Below are 19817 nucleotides of genomic sequence, written 5' to 3'. Positions count from 1 at the left end.
CGCTCGCGCAAATCAACGGACAGGGCAGACGCCATCGGCTCTCCTCCTCGGAAAGCCGACCATCGAATCACATCACCGCCGCGGCCGAAACCCTACACGATTCAATCCGGTCGGTGACCGCTCTAGATTGCGCTCGCGGCAACGTCGCGATGACGCACATCAAGAAGGCATGGCAAAGCGCTCGGTCAACTAATAACCAAGCACAAAGTTAACAACTGTGAGGTCCTACTATACATGCCCCCCCTTATATCGGCAAGTTCGACTCTAGAATTGGGTTAACGTTTCGTAAAAACCGGATGTCCTTTAGCGCCTAACCGTTGCTCCATCTCGGCCGGCGCCATTCGGTTCGTGCGCCCGGGAGGCCCGTTAGTCGCGAGCCAGAGCTGGCCGTTGCAAATTAGGAAACGATTTTTCTTTGCATATCAGTGTCTTGCGTCATTGCAATGCGCACACGCCTAATCTAAGATCGCTAAATGGTGTCGGAGTAAGGCGTGCATGTCCGCAAATCCGGACCTCTTCGAATTCATGCGCAAGGGTCTCGGAAAGCGCCTTCACGACCTACGCCATAGTGGAGCCGTTGCCGACGAACGAACCATCAAGGCGTTAGGCATGGAGGTGTTGGCTGAAGCTACAATCGCCGGCCTATGCAGCGAGATATCCGACGACGACCGCGACAGCGTCGTATCGCGCGTTTGCACCTATTTTTCCAGGCGTGGGAACACCAGCCCCCGTCGGACAGCAACAAACTCAAACCAGAAGCTTTGGAACTACTTACTCCCATATTCCCGTCGGCTTGCGCTTACATCTGCACGGGGTAATGGCGGCGTTCCCGACCCCGTCTTTCTCAACCGCGAATTGCTTGCGCTTGTTGAAGCTTACCGAGCCGAGCCAGGGTGTGCGGTGCTCGACGATGATGCGGACGGGGTCGTGGCTCGCCTGGTAGCGTACCGGGCAAAATGGCGACCGGGAGCGAAGGTTCTCAAGCCGCCAGCACCAAGACATGGTGCAACAGCTGCAGCGAGACGCGCCCTTACACAGTCAGTTACGGACTTAGTGGATTATACCTCCGGGCCGGACCCAGCGCTCTACAGCAATTTACATAAAGACCGTCCCAGTTTAGCAATCTCGACCGGCAAACACGGCCAGGTCGGAGGGAGGAAAACGCGCCTCATGCGACCCTCGTCAGGCGCGATCCACGACGTGATCGCCGAACGGGCCACTCGGCAGACACAGCCGGCGCCGAGCCGCTCTGCGGTGGCAGCAGTGATAAGAAAACGATATGGCGCGCCGGACCGTGAAGCGCGCTTGCTTGCGTTACCCGCCCCAAGCCAGAAGGCTTACCGCATTCTTGCGGCATCACTTCCTGATAAGCGGATCAGCGCGGTCAATGCTCTCCAATTGGCGGAGCAGATGTGGGGAGTAGCAACATGTGCGTCGACGCGCCGAAGTCACCGCAAGCGTTTGCGTGACGCTCTCGCCATCCTTACAGAGGCACGGGTCGACTTGAATGCGGCCCTCATTGACGAACAAGTCGTAGTCGGTCGGGGGCGGAAGTTGCCTAATGACCTAAATCGCGCGGCACTAGGGAAGCTACGCACGATTGATGCGGGTCGCGTTAGCTATGAAAGCGGGATCTGGGCCACACCCGAAGGTGAGGTAGCAAAGTCGTTTCTGCGGCTCATCGCCCAGCAAGCTAAGGCAGACGATGTTGAGCGGTTGATGCGTTTTCAAGGAAGCGAAGCGACCCCATTTGCGCTTTCGATCCTGCGTCGTGAGCCGAAAGGACTTCAGAATCCGATCGCATATTTGGAAGAGGTCGTCCGCGCAGCGTCACACTCTATTTACCAGCCATCTGTCGCTCAATCGCTGCGCGGCATGAGGCCGGCGGTAGGTTGGCCGGAAGCAGTCTCCGCCGCTGAGGCTCTTCTAGCCGTCATCGAGGCTGTCTCTGAAAAGGAGAGTTTGATCGTGGGATGGCGATTGCTCTGTGCGGCTTCTCGCGGGGATCCGGGTCGGATTGAAGCGCTCGGATGCACCATCACCCAAATCGAGGATCCAGAAACGCTCGACAGGTTTTTGGCGCCCATACGCAGGTAAGTGGGCAAAGCGCAGCGCAAAAGTTAGTGCTCGCATAAAGTCAACGCCGCCAGCTCGCTGAAGCTTTGTGCATTGCAGCACCATCCCCTTTTGGGAGGTGGCTTTGGCTTGTTCACGCGTTTGTGAACAAGCCCAGGAACGACGTTTAAAGCCTCTCTGATTGGTCCAGCGTCATCAGCCGTGAAAAATGACCTCGGTACACCGGACCTAGCATACGCGACGGCTTGTGGTGCCTTCCTGAGGACCATTCACGTCTTTGCTGGCCATTTTTGCAGCCCCTGCATCGATTGAACAATTCAGATAGAGCTGCGTAGACAGATGGATCGAAAGTGTCATGATATTCCAAGTTCGTTTCGACTTGGAGGAAATGCATGCTTTTCGACATCGATGATATACCGCTAATTACACGGCCCGTGCAGGAAAGCGTTCGCGTTCAATTACAGCGAAAGATTGCACCGAAATCGCAACAGCTTTGCCTATTCGACTTCGCTATCTCGAAAGCGCCCGCGCTCAAATCTCAGAAGCGGGCCAAAAGCTGAGACGGGCTGTCAGCGGGCCCCGATCGATGCGGGCCTCTTCGACCACGAGGACTGACCCACAATGGTCGGTAGGGGCAGCGAAGATATGCGCCCCCAATCCCAATCGGTACGCCCGCACCAGGGAAGCGAAATGCACACGGGTATCATTTCCGAACGCGATCGCCGCGACCAGGAGCGCGAGCGCAGGATCGCAAAGGGGCGCGCGGTCCGGGCCGCAGAGACCGCCCGGGCCGAGACCCTCGTCGCCGAGGCCGGCCGCACGGGGAATGGGGGGCCGCCTGACCTCAAGGCGGCCGAGGAAATCCGGGCGATCGGGGAGCTGCTCTACGGCAGCCGCTGGGTCACGGAGCTGGCCGAGATCGTCGCGGAGAACCCCAGGCAGATCCGCAGGTGGCTGGCCGGCGATGCCGAGGTGCCGCGGCGGGCCCTGGCATGGGCGCGCCAGGAAGCGCGGAAGCGGGCCGCGGCACTCATAGGGCTCGTGGGCGAGGAGGCCTAGAACCCCACGAAGCCAAAGGATCCCGGCTCGTCCGGATTTGCGGACGCCTCTGGCTCGGGCGCGCTCCAGGCCGCGACGAGTTCGCCGACGGGATCGGCCGGCGGATCCGCGCGGCGTGTCCCGGTCCGGTACCATCTCCCCTCTGTGCGGATCCATCCCGGGCCACGTGCGAGGATCGGCGACGTCAGGGCCGGACCCTGCCCGAGCAGGGGATGGCCCGAGACGATCCCGTACAGCGCCGGCTCACCCGTCCCCGGATATGTTGTCTCGGTCCATTGGTCTATGAACGGGGCGTCGGCCAGCATCGCCGCCGTGGGCCGCCACCCCGACGCGAGCAGGTCTGCGTCGCGGTGCGCGTCGGCCCGGCGACGGGCGATCTCCTCAAGGGGCAGGCGGCGCAGGCGCATCGTGGGTCTCCTCGTCGCAATGGTCGGCCCGGGGCGTGAGAGGCACCAGCGCTCAGGATCGCGGGCACGGGAGCGGACCCCGCCACCTGCGGAACAGGACGCCGTCGTGCAGCATGGAGCCGCTGGGCAGGATGAGCAGGTCTGTTTCGTACGGCGCCTCACTGCCTCCGTTCGACCAGCACATCGGCGACCGCACGCGCCCTCGGGACAGCCGGACGGTGGGGCAATCCAGGCCGTCGATACCGAGGCCTCCGCGCGGCCCGACGACGATGGGGAGGACGTTCTCGTGGTTGGCCGGACAGTAGACGCCCTCCTCGGGCAGGAGCCACGTGTCGTCTGCGGCGGCGGGCACGACTAGAGAGGCCGCTACCGCGGCGATGGCGAGGATACGCATGACGGGATCTCCTGACGTTACCGTGCCGACTTGTCGTTGGCGTGCATCTCGCAGAGCGTCTTCGCCCACCCGCCTCTACGCAGACGACCTGGCCTGCCGCAGTATTCGCAGATGTGTGCTGACAGCTTTTCTACGCTGTTGATTATGTGACTGACGTGTGTGCCAGCCTCTTCCGCGCTCCAATACCAACGCGCGGCCCCGAACTTCTCCTTAGTCTGCTCGGTGCGGAAGTTCCTCGGCACACCTCGGTCACGGATAGCCTGTGCCCCGGCCTCGAAGAGCCAAGACCAACCCGGCCCTACGCTCGGGTCGTCAGCGCCGAAGACCCTGGGGAAGCGCCGCTGCAGGTCCTCCCGCCAGTCCTTGGCGCACCGTGGCGAGCCGTTCCGCCACCGCGCCGCAAGCGTGCTTGAGAGCAGCGTGAGCAGCATCGGCCCGGTCGGGGGTCCCACGCCCTTGAACCCACCATGGCTGACGATCTGCTCGCGCTGCGTGGACATGCCGGGTGCCTCCCATCGGACCATTGGTCCTGCGGATGTCGGCTCGACGGCGAGGATGCGAAGGGTTTCGACGCCTTCGTAGCCGATGAGGGCGTAGGAGCAGATCACCTCGAATTCGTGCTGGATCACGGGTGCCCCTCCCTCAGTTCGGCATGCGGCGGGCGAAGACGTCGCGCGCGGCGACGACCGTCTCGACCATCCTGCGCAGCGGTCTAAGACTCCCTCCGCGCCATGCCGTGAGGGCATCCAGCTCTTCAGGATCCAGGTCTGGGCACCAGATCGCGTCCACCCCCCGGTCCCGGCGCAGATCGGCGAGGATCGCGGCGGCGACGATCGGCATGTCCTCCGCGCGCGGGGACGGCCAGTGGATCGGGGGCGCCCGGTCCAGCAGGGGCTGCACGATCCCCGCGAGGGAATTGGCCGTCAGGACGTAGCTGACTGCACTGAGATCCAGGGCCGTTTCGAATGCGGGATCGTGGATCGCCCGAGCCGTGCTGCCCCTCTCCAGAAAGGGTAGCAGCGTCTCGTCGAGGCGCCCCCACCTCCGAGATGTGCCCGCCTTCTCGACCTCGTCGACGACGATGCCATGTGCGGCCTTTCCGAAGCGGAGGCATCCCTGCGCCGGGACGCTCGGGCGCCAAGTCCCCCACTGCCTGGATGTGCCGCCGAAGCTGCCGCCATCCATTTGGCCAGCTGCGGCATACACGGTGACGTCCAGGCCGGCCGCCTCCAGCACGGCGCGCGAAAACTGGGTCTTTCCGCACCCAGCCGGACCGACGAGGATCCGCGGGCGGAACGCCGCGAAAGGCGCTCCGACGAGGTCTAGCGCGTAGGCCTCGATCGCCTCGGCAGCCCACGGGAACCGGGCAAGCATGGAGGCCGTGAAGGCAGCCGGGTCCGGGGTCGGGATCAGCGGCATCGGCCGCTCAGCCCACGGCTCACCGATGGCGCGCGGGCTGTCCCCGCGGTCGATCGCGCTGGATGACGGCCGCGGCAGGTGCTTGAGCGAGGGGATGACGACGAGCGATTGTACTGGACGAGACGCCACGGACCCGGGCCGGTCCCAGTCCTCAGGCACAGGCGGGAGTTCGACGAGCGCCGAAAGGTCGGACTGCATGCCCGCGCCGCCGCGCAGGATGTCGTCCTCCATCGCGAGCATGTCCTCCGCCTTGGCGATGACCGCAAAGCTCGCCAGCCAATACCTTGCTCGTTGATCGAAACCGCTAAGCCGCGTGTATAGCGGGTTCGGCTTGTACTCCATTTCTGTTGCATCGACTTGGGCATCCGAAGCCCACAGGCTCGCCGCCCTGAACGCCAGGAATCCTTGCGCATAGCTGTCGACGCTGTCGGCTGATCCGAGCCACGTGACTGCACTGTCGAACGCCAGCGCCGCGCACTCGGCGCTGGCGTTCGCACAGCCGAGCGCAGCGATGTTGAACGCGAGCAGGGCCGCTGCCTCTCGGCATCGACGCTCGGCGACCTGTGGCACCTCACGCCGGCTGAGGGCCTGACGCACGCGGCGCAGCTTGGCGATGGTCGGGCCGTCGGCGGCTGCCAGGATGTGCCGGCGCAGATCGTCGGGCAGCTCGAAGCCGAGCAGTCCCCGGAGGATGACTTGCGCGTCGACGCGGGCATCCCAGCACATGAACTCGCCGCCACGGATCCGCTCGGCGCGGTCGATCGGGGCGACGGGCTCGCGGGGGCCGCAGTGGGCGGACGGATCGAGGATAGCCGCACGCAGGCGGGCAGCCGCGGTGGGCCGCTTGGAGTCGTCGGAGGACATGGGAGGCTCGCTTAAACGGGGGCACGCGGGCGGGCGCCGAGCTCGGGGCTCAGGCGGCGGCTATCCGTTTTAAGGTGCGAGCGACGGTCACGGCGGGGATCCCCGGTGGCTGAGTCCCCATAAAGACCTGGGCGCGCATCCGGGTCCAGCGCCCTCGTTCGGAAGGGTGTGCAGAACCCTAATCGGGTCGCCTAAACACAGGTGCGTCAACATGACATACCCATGCGTTCCCGCCTGAAACAGGCCTCCCCCTAGGAGCGCGCTCTACGAATCAGGGCGGCTGCAAGAATTGGCTGGCAGCGTCCAGTGGGAGGCGACCAGTCGTGGCAGGATTCTGTTGGGACTATTCGGAGTGGGCGGGATATGGGGCAGGACAACTCTGCGGCATCTCCGGGGATCGGCTTCTTGGGCCTCCTCGGCATCCTCTTCATCGGGCTCAAGCTGACCGGCTACATCGATTGGTCATGGTGGTGGATGCTCGCCCCGCTGTGGTGGCCGGTGATCTTTGTCCTACTGGTGGTGGCGGTCGTCGGCCTACTGCACCTCTGGTCGAGGCACGCGGACCGCGAGCGCCGGCGCATCCGTGAGCGCCGCTCGGGAAGGTCGCTGTGACCCGCGCCCCGATCCCCGAGGCCCTGCGCGCCTCCCTCCACAAGCGGTTTCCCAAGGAGCCGCGCTGGTTCCCCGAGCCCGTGGCCAGCCCCGCCCCGTGGGAGTTCATCCGCGAGGCGCTCGCGAAGGGGCGCGCCGACGGCCTCGACGACGTCCAGCTCGCCGGGGGCATCTATGTCGTCCTCGTCAGCCATGGGCTCATCCAGGACGGCCGGGCGTGAGCGAGCGGGCAACCTCAGAGCCGACCCCGGACCAGAGAGCAATGGTCGGTAAGGTCGCCGCGGTGATCCGGAAGCATGTGCGGCTGGAATGGCACGGCCACGACCACGCCGACATCAATCTCCGGTCCACGGTCGCTGCCGCCGAGGAGATCGTCAGCCAGCTCTATGCGGCCATCCGATCCTTGGATGCTGAGAGGCCATCCTCGGCCGAGGCCGCGATCGAAGCGATGGTCGGCGGCGCCTATGAGATGCCGGACGTGCGCACCTTCTGGATCGACGCGCCGGTCGCCCGCGAGATCGCGCGCCGAGCCGTCGGGAGGCGGGCGCGACGCGCGCCCTCTACACGATCGCGCCCGAGCGGCAGCAGACCTTCCGCGCGTCGGTCACCGCGGTCCGGGACGACCGGGCCGACGACGTCATCCTCGACGCCTGGGAGGCCCTCGGCATCGAGCGGGCGGTCATCAACCGTACGCACACGACCGACATCTACGCGATCGCGGAGGAGCGCATGGCGGTCCTCCCGGCCGAGGAGCGCGCCGCCGTCGAGACCGCCCTGCTCGGGAGGCCGGCATGAGCACCGCCGACGCCATCATCCTGCTCGCCTCGGTGGTCCTCGCCCTGGCGGTGTTCGCCGTCGCCACGGTGGCTCTCATCGAGACGAGCCGACCCCCGATCAAGGGGCGGCTCGAAGACATCATCGAGGCGGCCGCAAAGCGGAAGAAGGGGCCATGCCCATGATCTGGCTCGGCTTCTGGTTCGCGCTGTCCGTGCTGGCGGGCGTCGAGATCGGGCGCGGCATTAGCTGGGGCAACCCCACGCCGAGCGAGCCCGAGCCGGTGCCGGCGCCCTCGGAGGAGGAGGCCGCCCCGGCGGTGAAGAAGGCCCCGTCTGCGAGCCTGCCGGCGGTGGGGTCGTTCTGGTGAGGGAGGGGACGATGTCGAACGGTTACCCGAAGGAGGAGGTCATCCAGGAGCTGCTCGCCACGGCCAGCCGGATCCTGGCGACCCGCACCGGCACCGAGTTCAGGTTGGAGCTCGACACCGCCTCGCAGGTGGTCAAGGCGACCCGCGTGGTCGACGGCTACCACTGCGCGGTCGCAGTCCGCTCCCTCGGCAAGCCGCGGTACGTGCGTAGGGAGGGAGAGGCGATCGGCGGTGACATCACCGATGAGACGCGCCGGCGGATCGCCCTCGTGCATCGTCTGACGGACGCGATCGAGGCGATCGAGAACGGGCACCGCCTCCGGCCGGTCGCCTCGCAGGCGGGGGCAGCCTGACCATGGCCCGCGTCAGCATCGAGCGCCGCGGCGACCCATCCGTCCCCGGCTATGTCTGCCCCGATTGCAAGGTCTGGTCTGACGCCACGCGCTGGCGCGAGGTTGAGGTCGGCTGCGAGTGCTGCGGCACCCACTCGGCAATGATCTGTCCCGAGTGCGACGAGTACCACGACAACGTCTGGTTTCCGTTCGAGGATCTCGAAGGTTTCCTGGAGGCCGAGCGCGAGGCCGAGGAGAAGGTACGGGTCGCTGCCGAACGGAAGGCTTCGCGCGAGTCCTTCGAGGTTGCGATGGAGCCCTGGAAGGCCCTGCGCCACCTCGCACAGACCGCCAAGGGCCCCGACGACGAGGAGCTCGCCTGCACGATCGCCGAGGTCGCGCTCGGGTGGAAGCCGGTCGATGTCCCGGTGGAGCACGAGAGCGACGAAGCGTGCCAGGTCCTGACGCCGACCGGCGATCTGCCCGACAGGTTTCAGAGGGGGGGCGTCTTCACAGAGGCCCGATCCAAGTTCATCCCCCGGGACTTCGACGGCCCCTTCAGCTGGCTCGCTTCGATCGAGGGCGCCCTCCGGCTCGCCAAGGAGGTTCTCAAGCCTGAGGCGGGGCTGATGTGGAAGCGGGACATCGGGGGGCGCTTCACCCTCACGTGCCGCAGCCCTTTGCACCGCTGGAGCGGATCGTCCGGGCCGCATAACGCGACGGACCCGCTGGCGATCGTCGATGCCATGGCTGCCTCGCATATCGATCGCGAGCGCCGGAAGGTCGAGCACACGTGGCTCGGCACCCAGAAACCGCACGACTGGAATGCGCCGGCCGAGATCGACGAGGGCGCCCGCATCGCCATGCAAACCTTCCTGGGGGCCTGACCATGCCGACCTACTGGCACAAGCAATCCTGGTGGTCGTCCGACCTGGACCGCACCAACCCCTACAAGCCGGAGATCGTCCCGGGCGCGCTCCCGCCGGGGATCTACTGCGAGGACGAGGACGCCTTCCGCGCGCTGCAGCGGGGGGCCAGGACGCGGGGGGCGACCTTCGATCCGGGCATCAACTCCGGGCTGGCGCGCCTCGACGGCATGGCGGTCTACGTGGCCACGCCCGAGCAGGCCCGGTTGCTCCAGGCGGTCTCAGCGAAGGAGCCGTCCCCGCCGGCGCCGGACCCCTACACCGGGTTCGCGGAGCAGGTCGCGAAGCTGCAGGCCATGATGGTCAAGAAGCACGCCGAGCAATCCTATGAGGATGGGGCGGCCGAGTACGTGGATCTCCAGGAGAGGGAAGCGCGGTCCTTCGTAATGGATTGGTGGCGAGCCCGGCAGACGCAGCAGGCCACCAACACCGCTGCTCCCCTGCCGGCGACGAGGCATCCCGCAGGCGGGGCCAACCGGCAGCAGCGCCGGGCGGCCGAGGCCAAGAGGAGGCGGGCATGAGGTGCGCCCTCTACCTCCGCCCGGCCGGCCTCGCGCAGTGGCCGCACTTCGATGACCAGGTGAAGGCTTGGCTTCGCGGGCAGGGCTACGAGCCGGTCGACGGGGGCGGCTACGAGGCGGTGGTCTGCCTGCCCTACGACAAGGGCGGCTGCTACTACCACCGGGACGTCTCTGTCGCGATGGCCCAGCGGATCGTGGAGCACATTTCCGTCGACGGCGAGATCCGGTGGATCAACCTCGAATGGACCGAGACCGATGCGGACGACAGCCTCACCGAGGTCAGGCTTCGGTTCGAGGAGCATGGGTACGCCCGCAAGCCGACGCTGGCGATCCTGTCCGAAGGTGAGGCTGCCGAGCTCGATCAGGATATCCGGGCACGGGGAGAGTTCGCTCACCAGGACCTCGGCGTCCGGTGGCGGCCGCCTCCGCCGCCCGAGCCGCCCGTGCAGAGGCAGCCCCGCGCGCCCGGGGCGCCATTATGAGCAGGCCATCACGTTCGGAGGGAGGCGGTCGTGAGCGAGCAGGAAATTACGAAGGCAACCCTTACACCGAACGGTGACGGAACCTTCTCGCTGTCTACGGGCAAGCTGCACCTCAACCGACTGGCGCTCCCCGATATGAGCATGGCGGTGACCTGCCGAACCCTGCAGGCAACGGTGACCGGCTACGAGGATGCGGAGGACGGGTCCTGGTCCGTCACCCTCGCTGACGTGAAGCTCGCTGCCGATCCTGTCCTAAAGGTCGAGCCGACCTCATGGGTTGGTGAGTGCCTTCGGCTGCACGTGCAGGCCGCAATCGATGCTGGCCTCTACATCCCACCGGAGGGCGAAACCGCCGGAGACGTTGTCGCCGGCATGACGTTCAGCCCGGACGGATCGAAGACCGTGATCGGCGACGAGGTCGAGCTCGGGTTTCGCGTCGAGCTGGACAGCTGACGCCATGAAGCCCGGCCGCGCCATGCTCGTCGAGCGACCTTTAGAATGGTGGGCGCAGCGCGCCGCGGCCGAGCCGGATCTCCCGATCACGGCAGGGCGGCCCGGCGCCTGGACGGACACCATGGTCGCCGTCGCCACGGAGGCCGCCGTCCGCGCCGCGCTGGCCCGCGTCGCCGCCGGGGAGACCACGGCCGAGGAGGAGTGCTGCGGGGTCGGGCGGACCTGCGCGGAGGTGCGGGCCCTGGCGGAGGGCGAGCTCAGGGCGTGGCAGCAGCTCGGCGAGGAGGACCCTATAGACGAGCGTTCCTCTTCTTGATGGCGGCATAGACAGCGGCCGCCGCCGCCCCGGCCTCCCCGCCATGCGGGACGACGTCGCGCTGCAGGGCCTGACCGGTGACTGGGTCGGCCACGACGATGGTCGATCGCTCGCTGCCGATGAGCACGCGCACCGCGAGCTCCACGCGGTCCGACGAGCCAGGGCCGTCCTCGACGGAATAGCGGACGTCGCTCGGCTCTTCCGGCGGGATCGCCCGAGCGATGAGGCGGACGCGGTCCGGCCATAGCACGCCCTCGTGCCCGAGGCGTTCGGCGCCCCACGGCTGCGGGGGATCCTGCTCGGAGCCGGCATCGCGCCACAGGGCGACCGGCTCGGGGGCGAGCCCGTCGATCGAGGCCCACCAGTGCTCGGGGCCTGTGCCGATCGTGACGCCTTCGGGTCGAGGCTCCATGCCGACTAGGACGCGGATGCTCTCGGGGGAGTAGCTGTCGTCGGGCATCAGTGCCACGGCTCCATGCTGTCCAGCCACGCTCCGACCGCCCGTCGCTCTCCAGCGTCCAGCGACCGCAGGATGCCGCCGACGTCGCGGTAGCCCCACGTCCGGCCGTCAGGGGACGTGGCGCTGTGCACGTAGTCGAGGGATCCGGCGTCGAGGTGGAACCGGATGCGCCAGTCCCCGACCCGCACGACCTGGATCCCGTCATGGGGGAGCGAGCCCCCGCCGAGCAGGCCGGCCTCAAAGGACCCAGTCACCCCGGCCCGGATGATGCCGAGGACTTCTGTAGCCGGCATGCTCAGATATCCTCGCCGCGCGCGTTCCGGCCGAGTGCGGCCCGGACGTCCTCGACGAGCCAGACGGTCAGCGCGCGGTAGACCTCATCCTCCGTTTCGGCGTGCCTGCACATCGCGGGGTCGCCTCGGCCGAGACGCTGGAGCACCCGCACCGCGAGATCGGACGCCCCGGCGAGGCGGGCGCGTGCGACGAGGTCGAGGGCCTCGTCGGCAAGGGTCGGCTCGTCGTCGGCGTCGTCGTCGATCATGAGGGATTCTCGCGCCGGGCGCAGGTCGGGGCAAGCCTGGACGGTTGCGGAGGCTACGCCCGCGCGACGGCTGCCTCGACGATCCTCGTTACGGTCGGGCTCACCGGGCCGATGGCCCATCCGTTCCTGCGCCCGGTCAAGAGACAGCCGATCGCCATCTGGACCCGGCGGACACGGTCTCGCGGTGTCTCCCTCTCCGTGAAGGGTCGGAGCAGGTCGGTGTCGTCCTCATGGATGACGCGTCCGCGGAGGCGGCCGAAGAGGGTCGCGACTTCCTCGTCCGTGGCACCGGGCAGCGCCTCACGGATCATGGTCTCGAAGTTGGAGATGTCGATGGGTCGCATGGGGAGGCTCCTGCCCGGCGCGGCGGCCGGTGCGATGGATGGGAGCCCTCAAGGGGTGCGAGAGGCCGCCCGGCCGAAGCCGGGCTCCTATGCGAAGAAGATGCGTCCCGGGCCGGCGCCGCGCAAGGGCGGGGTCTGTGATCCGGGATCACACGTCGGGGCCGGGCTTGGCACTGCCAGCGGCGGGTGAGACCGTCGAACAGTGACGCCCATGCCGGGTCGGAAACCAATCCGTCCTGCCGCGCCATCGACCACCTCGCCGGGCCTGTTCCGAGCGGGGTGTTTTCGCGTTTCCAACCCAGTTTCCATCCCAAACGCAAAAACCGCCCGAAGGCGGCTTTGCTAAGCGTCTGATTTTGGTTGGGAAAACTGGAGCGGGCGAAGGGATTCGAACCCTCGACCCCAACCTTGGCAAGGTTGTGCTCTACCCCTGAGCTACACCCGCTCACTGTGCCGCGCCGCCCGGACTTTCGTGCCGGCGGCCCCCGGCGCGGCTCTCTAAACACCATTCCGCCGGGCGACGCAAGCGCCCTTTTCGCGAACCGTCACGATTTACCAGTTGGGCTCCGGCGGGAGGCCCTCGCGGATCTCCCGGAGCCGGGCGCGGGTCCCGCGCGTGGTCCCTTCGGGGAGCGCGTCGATCGGGAAGAAGGCGCACTCGGCGACCTCCCGGTCCGGCGCCTTGGGGCGCAGGACCGTGAAGGCCGGCAGGACGAACAGGGCGACGTGGTCGCGGGGCGCGGCGACCACGTTCCGATAGAGGCCGTGCAGGCGCGGCTCTCCCTCGGCGACGATCTCCGCCTCCTCGCGAAACTCCCGCACGATCGCGTCGCGCGCGGTCTCGCCGCGCTCGACGCCGCCGCCGGGGAGGTGCCAGCCACTCACGTAGGTGTGGCGCACCAGGGCGACGCGCCCGGACCCGTCGAGGGCGACGCCGCGCACGCCGAGGGTCATGCCCCGGGACGCGAGCGCCCCGAGGTGGAACAGGCGCCGCAGCAGCGGCCGATCGAGGAGCATGCGGCCGCGCCGCTCAGACGACGTCGAGGGTGATGGCGCCGAGACCGTCGATCGCCGCGACCATGCGCTGGCCGCGCTGGACCGGGCCGACGCCGGAGGGCGTGCCGGTGAAGATCAGGTCGCCGGGCTGCAGGGCGAAGTAGCCCGACAGGTAGGCGATCTGCTCGGCGACCGACCAGATTATGTCGCCGAGGTCGCCCTTCTGGCGGATCTCGCCGTCGACCGACAGGGTGATGGCGCCCTTGGCCGGGTGGCCGATGACGGAGACCGGGTGGAGCGCGCCGATCGGCCCGGACCCGTCGGCCGCCTTGGCGGTGTCCCAGGGCCGCGACATCTTCTTGGCCTCGTCCTGGACATCGCGCCGGGTCATGTCTAGGCCGATGGCGTAGCCGTAGACGTGCTCAAGGGCGGTCTCGGCCGGGATGTCGCTGCCGCCGCTCGCGAGGGCCGCGACCATCTCCACCTCGAAATGGTAGTTGGCGGTCTTCGGCGGGTAGGCGTGGGCCGTCGGCTCCGGACCGACGATCTGCAGGGCGTCGGCGGGCTTCATGAAGAAGAACGGCGGCTCGCGGTCCGGGTCCGCGCCCATCTCGCGGGCGTGGGCGGCGTAGTTGCGCCCGACGCAGTAGACGCGGCGGACGGGATAGAAGTCGCTGCTGCCGACGATGGGGAGCGCGATGCGGGGCGGGTTCTGGATGACGGAGAGCATCTCTGCCTCTGCGGTGGATCGTCCGGGTGGCCCGGCGCGACGACGCCCGGGCCCTACATCATCGTTGTAAGGTCCGCACCGGCGCGCGCCATCCCGGCGCTTGCGTCCGGCCTGCTCCGGCCTACAGAATCCGCGCGATGACGCCGACAGCCGACCTCGACACCCTGCTCACCGCCCTCCAGGACGGGCTCGGCGCGCGGCACGTGCTGACGGATCCCGACGACCTGGCGCCCTACCTGACGGAGAGCCGCCGGCTCTTCACCGGGTCGGCCCTGGCCGTGCTGCGGCCGGGAAGCACCGACGAGGTCGCCTTCGCGGTCCGCGCCTGCACGCAGGCCGGGATCGCCGTCGTGCCGCTCGGGGGCAATACCGGCCTCACCGGCGCCGGCGTGCCGCAGGGCGGCGTCGTCCTGTCCCTGGAACGCATGAACCGCCTGCGCGCGGTCGATCCGGTGGACGCCACCATCACGGTCGAGGCCGGGATGATCCTGCAGGACGTGCAGGAGGCGGCCGAGGCCGCCGGCATGCTGTTCCCCCTCTCCTACGCGTCGCGCGGCTCCGCCCGGATCGGCGGCGGCGTCAGCACCAATGCCGGCGGGATCGCGGTCCTCGCCTACGGCAACGCCCGCGACCTCGTCCTCGGGCTGGAGGTCGTGCTCGCCGACGGGCGCGTCTGGAACGGGCTCAGGGCCCTGCGCAAGGACAATGCCGGCTACGACCTGAAGCAGCTCTTCATCGGCTCGGAGGGCACGCTGGGCATCGTCACGGCGTCGGTGCTAAAACTGTTCCCGCGGCCGCGCTCGACGAGCGTCGCCTTCGTGGGCCTCGACTCGGCGAAGGCGGCCCTGGACCTGTTCGTCTTCCTGCGGACGCGGATGGACCGCGACCTGACAGCGTTCGAGTACCTGCCGCCCTTCGCCCTCGAGATCGTGCTGCGTCACGTCCCGGGGACGGTGCGGCCGCTGGACGGCGCGCACGGCGCCTACGCGCTGATCGAGGTCGCGTCCGCGCGCCCGGACGCCGACACGGGGGCCGAATTGGAATCGGCCCTCGGGCAGGCCCTGGAGGACGGGCTGATCGCCGACGCCACCATCGCGACCAGCGGGGCCCGGAACGCCGCGCTCTGGCGCCTGCGCGAGGGCGTTCCCGAAGCGCAGACCCGCGAGGGCGCCTCGATCAAGCACGACGTGTCGGTGCCGCTCTCCCGCCTGCCCGAGTTCCTGGAGCGCGCGGGGGCGGCCTGCCTCGCCGAGATGCCGGGCCTGCGGCCCTGCGGCTTCGGCCATTTCGGCGACGGCAACATCCACTTCAACCTGTCACAGCCGCCCGGCATGGAGCCCGCGGAGTTCCTGTCCGCCTGGGGCCGGTTCAACCGGATCGTTCACGACCTCGTGCACGCGCTGGGCGGCTCCATCGCGGCCGAGCACGGCGTCGGCCTCATCAAGCGCGAGGAACTCGCGCGCTACGGCGACCCGGTCGGGCTCGACCTCATGCGGCGCCTGAAGGCCGCGCTCGATCCGGACGACCTGCTCAACCCCGGCAAGGTGCTCGCCCCGAGCGATCGCGGCGCGCCGCCGGCCTGAGCGAATTTGTGCATCGCGCCATAATTCGGCGCGGAGACGGGTGCAGGACAGCCACGCCGCGCCGCGAACCGCCGGGGTGGCCCGTCGCGTTAAGCCGCTGCTAACGCTTCGGACACACGCTCAACACAGACGGCGGAGACGGATCCGTCGGCGCCAGGCATGGCAATTGCTCTGAGGCCTCCCTATCTCGCACGTGCGAGATCGAACGACGAGCCGTCACCGACAGGCTGTTTTCACATCCATCTGGAGACCGACGGAATGCCCACCTCCCAGGCCCGCGTGCAGACCACCGAGGCGAGCCGCTACCTGCAGCAGCTCTGCCGGCACTGGAGCCACAAGTTCAAGGTCGAGGCGACCCCCGTTCACGGCACCGTGCCCTTCGGCGAGGACCGCGTCTGCACCTTCGATGCCGAGCCCGACGCCCTGGTGATGCGCATCGACAGCTCCGACCCGGTCAACCTCACCCGGCTGGAGAACGTCGTGGCCGACCATCTCGCCCGCTTCGCCTTCCGCGAGAGCCTCGGCGACATCCGCTGGTCGCGCGCCGCCTGAGGGCCCGCGCAGCGCGATCACGGGCGACCCGTTAGGCTCCCGGCCCGGGCGGGTTCTGAGATCCCGATCGAAGCGCGGCAGTGGCGCACCACTTGCACGCGAACCCGGCTTGCGGCCAGATCGGACGCCGCCGTGACCGGGATCGATTCATGAAGCGACGCACCCTGCTGACCGGCGCCGGAGCCCTGATGGCGGGGGCTCTCGCCCGGCCGGCCCTGGTCCGGGCGGCCTCCGCGACGACCCTGCGGTTCGTCCCCTACGCGGACCTCGCGCTCCTCGACCCGATCATCACCACCAATTACGTCACGCGCACCCACGCGCTGATGGTGTTCGACACGCTTTACAGCCTCGACACCGCCTACCGCGCTCAGCCGCAGATGGTGGCGGGCCACGAGGTCGCGTCCGACGGCCTCACGTGGCGCCTGACCCTGCGGGACGGCCTGCGCTTCCACGACGGGACCCCCGTCCTCGGCCGCGACGTGGTGGCGAGCCTGAAGCGCTGGGCGCAGCGCGATGCCTATGGCGGGGCCCTGTTCGCGACGGTGGACGAGCTCTCGTCGCCCTCCGACACGGTGGTGCAGTTCCGCCTGAAGCGGCCCTTCCCGCTCCTGCCGGACGCCCTGGCCAAGCCGACCTCCTACGTCCCGGTGATCATGCCGGAGCGCCTGAGCGCGACGCCCGCGACGCAGCCGGTGCCGGAGATCGTCGGCAGCGGCCCGTTCCGCTTCGTCCCCGAGGAGCGGGTCCCGGGCTCGCTCAACGTCTACCGCCGGTTCGAGGCCTATCGACCGCGCCCCGACGGCACGCCGAGCTTCACGGCGGGGCCGCGGATCGCGCATTTCGACCGCGTCGAGTGGCGCACGATCCCCGACGGCGCGACCGCGGCCGGCGCCCTGCGCTCGGGCGAGATCGACTGGTGGGAGCAGCCCCTCGTCGATCTCGTGCCGGACCTGAACCGCCAGCCCGCCGTGCGGGTGGATCTGGTGGAGACCGCCGGGCTGATCGGCCAGATCCGCCTCAACCACACCCTGCCGCCCTTCGACAATCCCGCGATCAGCCGGGCGCTGCTCGCGGCCGTCGACCAGACCGAGATGATGGACGCCGTCGCCGGCAGCGACCCGGCGATCCGGCGCGGGCCCGTCGGCATCTTCACGGCCGGCGGGCCGATGGCGTCCTCGGCCGGCATGGAGGCGCTGACCGCCCCCCGCGACCTCGCCGCCGCGAAGCGGGCGCTGGCGGCGGCGGGCTACAAGGGCGAGCGCGTCGTGCTGCTCTCCGGGACCGACGTGCCGCGGATCAACGCGATCTGCGAGGTGATGGCCGATGCCTGCCGCAAGATCGGGATGAACCTCGACGTCGTCGCCACCGACTGGGGGACGGTCAACCAGCGGATCCTGAACGCCAAGCCCCTGGACCAGGGGGGCTGGTCGATGTTCGGTATCTTCTCCGGCGGGCTCGATCACCTCTCGCCGGCCTACCATCTGGCCGCCCGCGGGAACGGCCGGGCCGGCGTGCCGAGCTGGCTGACGGACGCGCCCCTGGAGGAGCTGCGCGGGGCGTGGTTCGACGCGCCGGACCTCGACGCCCAGAAGGCCCTGGCGGCGCGGATCCAGGCGCGGGCGCTGGAGGTCGGCGCCTACCTGCCCTGCGGCCAGTATTTCCAGCCGACCGCCTACCGGCGCGACCTCGAAGGCATGCTGACCGGGCTGCCGCTGTTCTGGAACCTGCGCCGGTCGGCCTGACCGGGCAGTTGCGGGCTCACCCGACGCTCATCAGGCTGGCATTGCCGCCGGCCGCCGCGGTGTTGATCGTGGTGATGACCTCTTCCACCAGGCCTGCCGGATCGTAGAGGTCGCCGGCCGCCAGCGCCTCCGGGCAGCGGGCCTGGATCGGCAGGATCGCGCCGTCGCGCGCCGCGACGGCCGTGTTCAGGGCCAGCAGGTCGTCGGCGTCGCCCGCGAACAGGACCCCGGCGATCGCGCCCGCGCGCCCGAGATCCGGCGCCCGGGCAACCCGCGCCGCGCACGCTTCCGGCAGACCGTCCAGGACCGGATCGCGCCCGACCGGCCCGATGACGACGGCCGCGTTGCCCGTGCCGAGGATCGCGCCGAGCTGGAGCAGGAGCGCCGTCTCGGTCGCCGCGACGGCCGCGACGCGTCCGCGGGGACGCAGCGCGTACAGGTTGCGCTCACCGACGGGACCGGCCAGCGCGACCGCGGCGCGGCCGGGATAGCGGACGGCTTCGAGCCAGTCCGCGAGGTCGTGCCGGTGCCGCGAGCGCAGCCACGCCGTGAAGGGACGCAGTGCCGAATCGTCGGCGGCCAGCCCGTCGCGGGCGGCGGCGGGCGCGCGTCGCAGCAGGCGGCCGAGGGAAAGCGGGCCGCCGGCCTTCGGGCCCGTCCCCGACAGCCCGGAGCCGCCGAAGGGCTGCACGCCGACCACCGCGCCGATGATGTTGCGATTGACGTAGCGGTTGCCGGCCCGCACGCGGTCGAGGACGCGGTCGATGGTCTCGTCGATGCGGCTGTGCAGCCCGAAGGTGAGCCCGTAGCCGGTCGCGTCGATCGCCGCGAGGAGCGCGTCGAGGCCGTCGCGGCGGTAGCGCAGCACGTGCAGCACGGGACCGAACACCTCCTGCTCGACATCGGCGACGGCCCCGATCTCGATCAGGGTCGGCGGCACGAAGGTCCCGGCGCCGGCCTCTGGCGGCAGGGGGAACTGCTCCACGACAAAGCCCCGCGCGCGCATCCGCGCCACGTGTCCGACGATCCGGTCGGCGGCCTCGGCGGTGATGACCGGCCCGATATCGACGGGCAGGCGCCGCGGGTCGCCCACCCGCAGCTCCCGCATGGCGCCCTTCAGCATGTGCAGCGTCCGGTCGGCGATCTCCTCCTGCAGGCACAGGATGCGGAGCGCCGAGCAGCGCTGCCCGGCGGAATCGAAGGCCGAGGCGATGACATCGGCCACCACCTGCTCGGCGAGCGCGGAGGAATCGACCACGAGGGCGTTCTGGCCGCCGGTCTCGGCCACGAACGGCACCGGCTCGCCGAAGCGGTTCAGCCGCTTCGCCAGAGCCCGCTGGATGCCCTTGGCCACCGCCGTCGATCCGGTGAACATCACGCCCTGCACGCGCGGATCCTCGACCAGGGCGGCGCCGACCCGGCCGTCGCCCGGCAGGAGCTGCAGGGCCTCCGCGGGGATCCCGGCCGCGTGCAGCGCGCGGACGGCAGCGGCCGCGATCAGCGGGGTCTCCTCGGCGGGTTTCGCCAGGACCGTGTTGCCCGCCGCGAGCGCGGCCGCGACCTGACCGACGAAGATCGCCAGCGGGAAATTCCACGGCGCGATGCAGGCGACCGAACCGAGCGGCGCGTGCGCCTCCCCGAGGGTCCGCTCGGCCTCGGCGGCGGCGTAGCGGAGGAAGTCGACCGCCTCGCGGATCTCCGCGACGGCGCTCGCGCAGGTCTTGCCCGCCTCCCGCACGATGAGCCCGATCAGCGGCGGCATCTGCGCCTCGAGGGCGTCGGCGGCCCGCCGCAGGCAGGCGGCGCGCGCGGACGCGGGCGTCGCCGCCCAGCCGGCCGCGCCCGCCTGCGCGCGCGCCACGGC

Annotated in this window: 26 protein-coding genes and 1 tRNA gene; 15 read left to right on the top strand and 12 right to left on the bottom strand. The window is 69.1% G+C overall.

Annotated features, from left to right (window positions below; genetic code table 11):
- The first annotated feature begins 1170 nt into the window (after positions 1-1170).
- Together ACLBYE_RS22625 and ACLBYE_RS22620 are read left to right on the top strand one after the other, a co-directional pair.
- Positions 1171-2097 carry a hypothetical protein gene (locus ACLBYE_RS22625; RefSeq protein ID WP_447695887.1) on the top strand — a complete coding sequence of 309 codons (927 nt, stop codon included), beginning with the start codon at positions 1171-1173 and terminating at the stop codon, positions 2095-2097.
- A gap of 669 nt (positions 2098-2766) precedes the next feature.
- Positions 2767-3135, top strand: a complete 369-nt coding sequence (locus ACLBYE_RS22620; protein ID WP_447695886.1) for a hypothetical protein — start codon at positions 2767-2769, stop codon at positions 3133-3135.
- On the opposite strand, the gene ACLBYE_RS22615 is transcribed toward ACLBYE_RS22620, so the two are convergent.
- The 4 genes from ACLBYE_RS22615 to ACLBYE_RS22600 are packed head-to-tail and all read right to left on the bottom strand — an operon-like array spanning position 3132 to position 6219.
- On the bottom strand, positions 3132-3542 hold the full coding sequence (locus ACLBYE_RS22615) for a DUF6634 family protein (protein ID WP_447695885.1): 411 nt from the start codon (positions 3540-3542) through the stop codon (positions 3132-3134). The two genes, ACLBYE_RS22620 and ACLBYE_RS22615, sit on opposite strands and share 4 nt — an antisense overlap.
- Before the next feature lie 52 nt (positions 3543-3594).
- Positions 3595-3936: a hypothetical protein gene (locus ACLBYE_RS22610; protein WP_447695884.1), complete on the bottom strand. Its 342-nt coding sequence runs from the start codon at positions 3934-3936 to the stop codon at positions 3595-3597.
- 17 nt (positions 3937-3953) lie between these two features.
- Complete coding sequence (locus ACLBYE_RS22605; protein ID WP_447695883.1) at positions 3954-4565, bottom strand: hypothetical protein; 612 nt, start codon at positions 4563-4565, stop codon at positions 3954-3956.
- Positions 4566-4578: 13 nt separating this feature from the next.
- Complete coding sequence (locus tag ACLBYE_RS22600) at positions 4579-6219, bottom strand: AAA family ATPase (RefSeq protein ID WP_447695882.1); 1641 nt, start codon at positions 6217-6219, stop codon at positions 4579-4581.
- Between the two features lie 363 nt (positions 6220-6582).
- Here ACLBYE_RS22600 and ACLBYE_RS22595 point away from each other — a divergent pair, with 363 nt between their 5' ends.
- From ACLBYE_RS22595 to ACLBYE_RS22550, 10 genes are all read left to right on the top strand, one after another.
- Positions 6583-6831, top strand: a complete 249-nt coding sequence (locus ACLBYE_RS22595; protein WP_447695881.1) for a hypothetical protein — start codon at positions 6583-6585, stop codon at positions 6829-6831.
- Entirely contained in the window at positions 6828-7052 is a 225-nt protein-coding gene (locus ACLBYE_RS22590) for a hypothetical protein (protein ID WP_447695880.1), read from the top strand. Before ACLBYE_RS22595 ends, ACLBYE_RS22590 begins: the two co-directional genes overlap by 4 nt.
- A gap of 570 nt (positions 7053-7622) precedes the next feature.
- Positions 7623-7790, top strand: coding sequence for a hypothetical protein (locus ACLBYE_RS22585; protein ID WP_447695879.1), 168 nt, complete (start codon positions 7623-7625; stop codon positions 7788-7790).
- Positions 7781-7975, top strand: coding sequence for a hypothetical protein (locus tag ACLBYE_RS22580; protein ID WP_447695878.1), 195 nt, complete (start codon positions 7781-7783; stop codon positions 7973-7975). Before ACLBYE_RS22585 ends, ACLBYE_RS22580 begins: the two co-directional genes overlap by 10 nt.
- Positions 7976-7986: 11 nt before the next feature.
- Positions 7987-8328 (top strand): hypothetical protein, encoded by a 342-nt coding sequence (locus ACLBYE_RS22575; protein WP_447695877.1) that lies wholly within the window; start codon positions 7987-7989, stop codon positions 8326-8328.
- Positions 8329-8330: 2 nt separating this feature from the next.
- Positions 8331-9194, top strand: coding sequence for a hypothetical protein (locus ACLBYE_RS22570; protein ID WP_447695876.1), 864 nt, complete (start codon positions 8331-8333; stop codon positions 9192-9194).
- A gap of 2 nt (positions 9195-9196) precedes the next feature.
- Entirely contained in the window at positions 9197-9754 is a 558-nt protein-coding gene (locus tag ACLBYE_RS22565) for a hypothetical protein (protein WP_447695875.1), read from the top strand.
- Entirely contained in the window at positions 9751-10236 is a 486-nt protein-coding gene (locus ACLBYE_RS22560; protein ID WP_447695874.1) for a hypothetical protein, read from the top strand. Before ACLBYE_RS22565 ends, ACLBYE_RS22560 begins: the two co-directional genes overlap by 4 nt.
- A 30-nt stretch (positions 10237-10266) precedes the next feature.
- Complete coding sequence (locus ACLBYE_RS22555) at positions 10267-10689, top strand: hypothetical protein (RefSeq protein WP_447695873.1); 423 nt, start codon at positions 10267-10269, stop codon at positions 10687-10689.
- A gap of 4 nt (positions 10690-10693) precedes the next feature.
- On the top strand, positions 10694-11005 hold the full coding sequence (locus tag ACLBYE_RS22550) for a hypothetical protein (protein WP_447695872.1): 312 nt from the start codon (positions 10694-10696) through the stop codon (positions 11003-11005).
- On the opposite strand, the gene ACLBYE_RS22545 is transcribed toward ACLBYE_RS22550, so the two are convergent.
- The 7 genes from ACLBYE_RS22545 to ACLBYE_RS22515 all read right to left on the bottom strand — a co-directional run bounded on the left by ACLBYE_RS22545 (position 10980) and on the right by ACLBYE_RS22515 (position 14076).
- Positions 10980-11465 (bottom strand): hypothetical protein, encoded by a 486-nt coding sequence (locus ACLBYE_RS22545; RefSeq protein ID WP_447695871.1) that lies wholly within the window; start codon positions 11463-11465, stop codon positions 10980-10982. The genes ACLBYE_RS22550 and ACLBYE_RS22545 overlap by 26 nt on opposite strands.
- On the bottom strand, positions 11465-11758 hold the full coding sequence (locus tag ACLBYE_RS22540) for a DUF7693 family protein (RefSeq protein WP_447695870.1): 294 nt from the start codon (positions 11756-11758) through the stop codon (positions 11465-11467). Before ACLBYE_RS22540 ends, ACLBYE_RS22545 begins: the two co-directional genes overlap by 1 nt.
- 2 nt (positions 11759-11760) lie before the next feature.
- A complete protein-coding gene (locus ACLBYE_RS22535) occupies positions 11761-12006 on the bottom strand; it encodes a hypothetical protein (protein WP_447695869.1) in 246 nt (81 codons plus the stop codon).
- A gap of 53 nt (positions 12007-12059) precedes the next feature.
- Positions 12060-12350, bottom strand: coding sequence for a hypothetical protein (locus ACLBYE_RS22530; RefSeq protein ID WP_447695868.1), 291 nt, complete (start codon positions 12348-12350; stop codon positions 12060-12062).
- A 370-nt stretch (positions 12351-12720) separates the two neighbouring features.
- Positions 12721-12795: transfer RNA gene (locus tag ACLBYE_RS22525), tRNA-Gly, on the bottom strand.
- A 107-nt stretch (positions 12796-12902) separates the two neighbouring features.
- Positions 12903-13367, bottom strand: a complete 465-nt coding sequence (locus ACLBYE_RS22520) for an NUDIX domain-containing protein (protein WP_447695867.1) — start codon at positions 13365-13367, stop codon at positions 12903-12905.
- 13 nt (positions 13368-13380) lie between these two features.
- Positions 13381-14076 (bottom strand): fumarylacetoacetate hydrolase family protein, encoded by a 696-nt coding sequence (locus ACLBYE_RS22515; protein ID WP_447695866.1) that lies wholly within the window; start codon positions 14074-14076, stop codon positions 13381-13383.
- Positions 14077-14213: 137 nt separating this feature from the next.
- On the opposite strand from ACLBYE_RS22515, the gene ACLBYE_RS22510 reads away from it, so the two are divergent.
- The 3 genes from ACLBYE_RS22510 (at position 14214) to ACLBYE_RS22500 (ending at position 17953) form a co-directional block, all read left to right on the top strand.
- Positions 14214-15659: an FAD-binding oxidoreductase gene (locus ACLBYE_RS22510; protein WP_447695865.1), complete on the top strand. Its 1446-nt coding sequence runs from the start codon at positions 14214-14216 to the stop codon at positions 15657-15659.
- Positions 15660-15917: 258 nt separating this feature from the next.
- Positions 15918-16211 carry a DUF2218 domain-containing protein gene (locus ACLBYE_RS22505; protein ID WP_012320003.1) on the top strand — a complete coding sequence of 98 codons (294 nt, stop codon included), beginning with the start codon at positions 15918-15920 and terminating at the stop codon, positions 16209-16211.
- 149 nt (positions 16212-16360) lie between these two features.
- Positions 16361-17953, top strand: coding sequence for an ABC transporter substrate-binding protein (locus tag ACLBYE_RS22500; protein WP_447695864.1), 1593 nt, complete (start codon positions 16361-16363; stop codon positions 17951-17953).
- Between the two features lie 16 nt (positions 17954-17969).
- Here ACLBYE_RS22500 and ACLBYE_RS22495 read toward each other — a convergent pair.
- The coding region (locus ACLBYE_RS22495) for an L-glutamate gamma-semialdehyde dehydrogenase (RefSeq protein WP_447695863.1) at positions 17970-19817 on the bottom strand (1848 nt) is incomplete at its 5' end.

It is taken from the genome of Methylobacterium sp. A52T, from assembly GCF_053346095.1.
The sequence above is the reverse complement of the archived record's forward strand: the minus strand, read 5'-3'. Positions and strand labels throughout refer to the sequence as shown.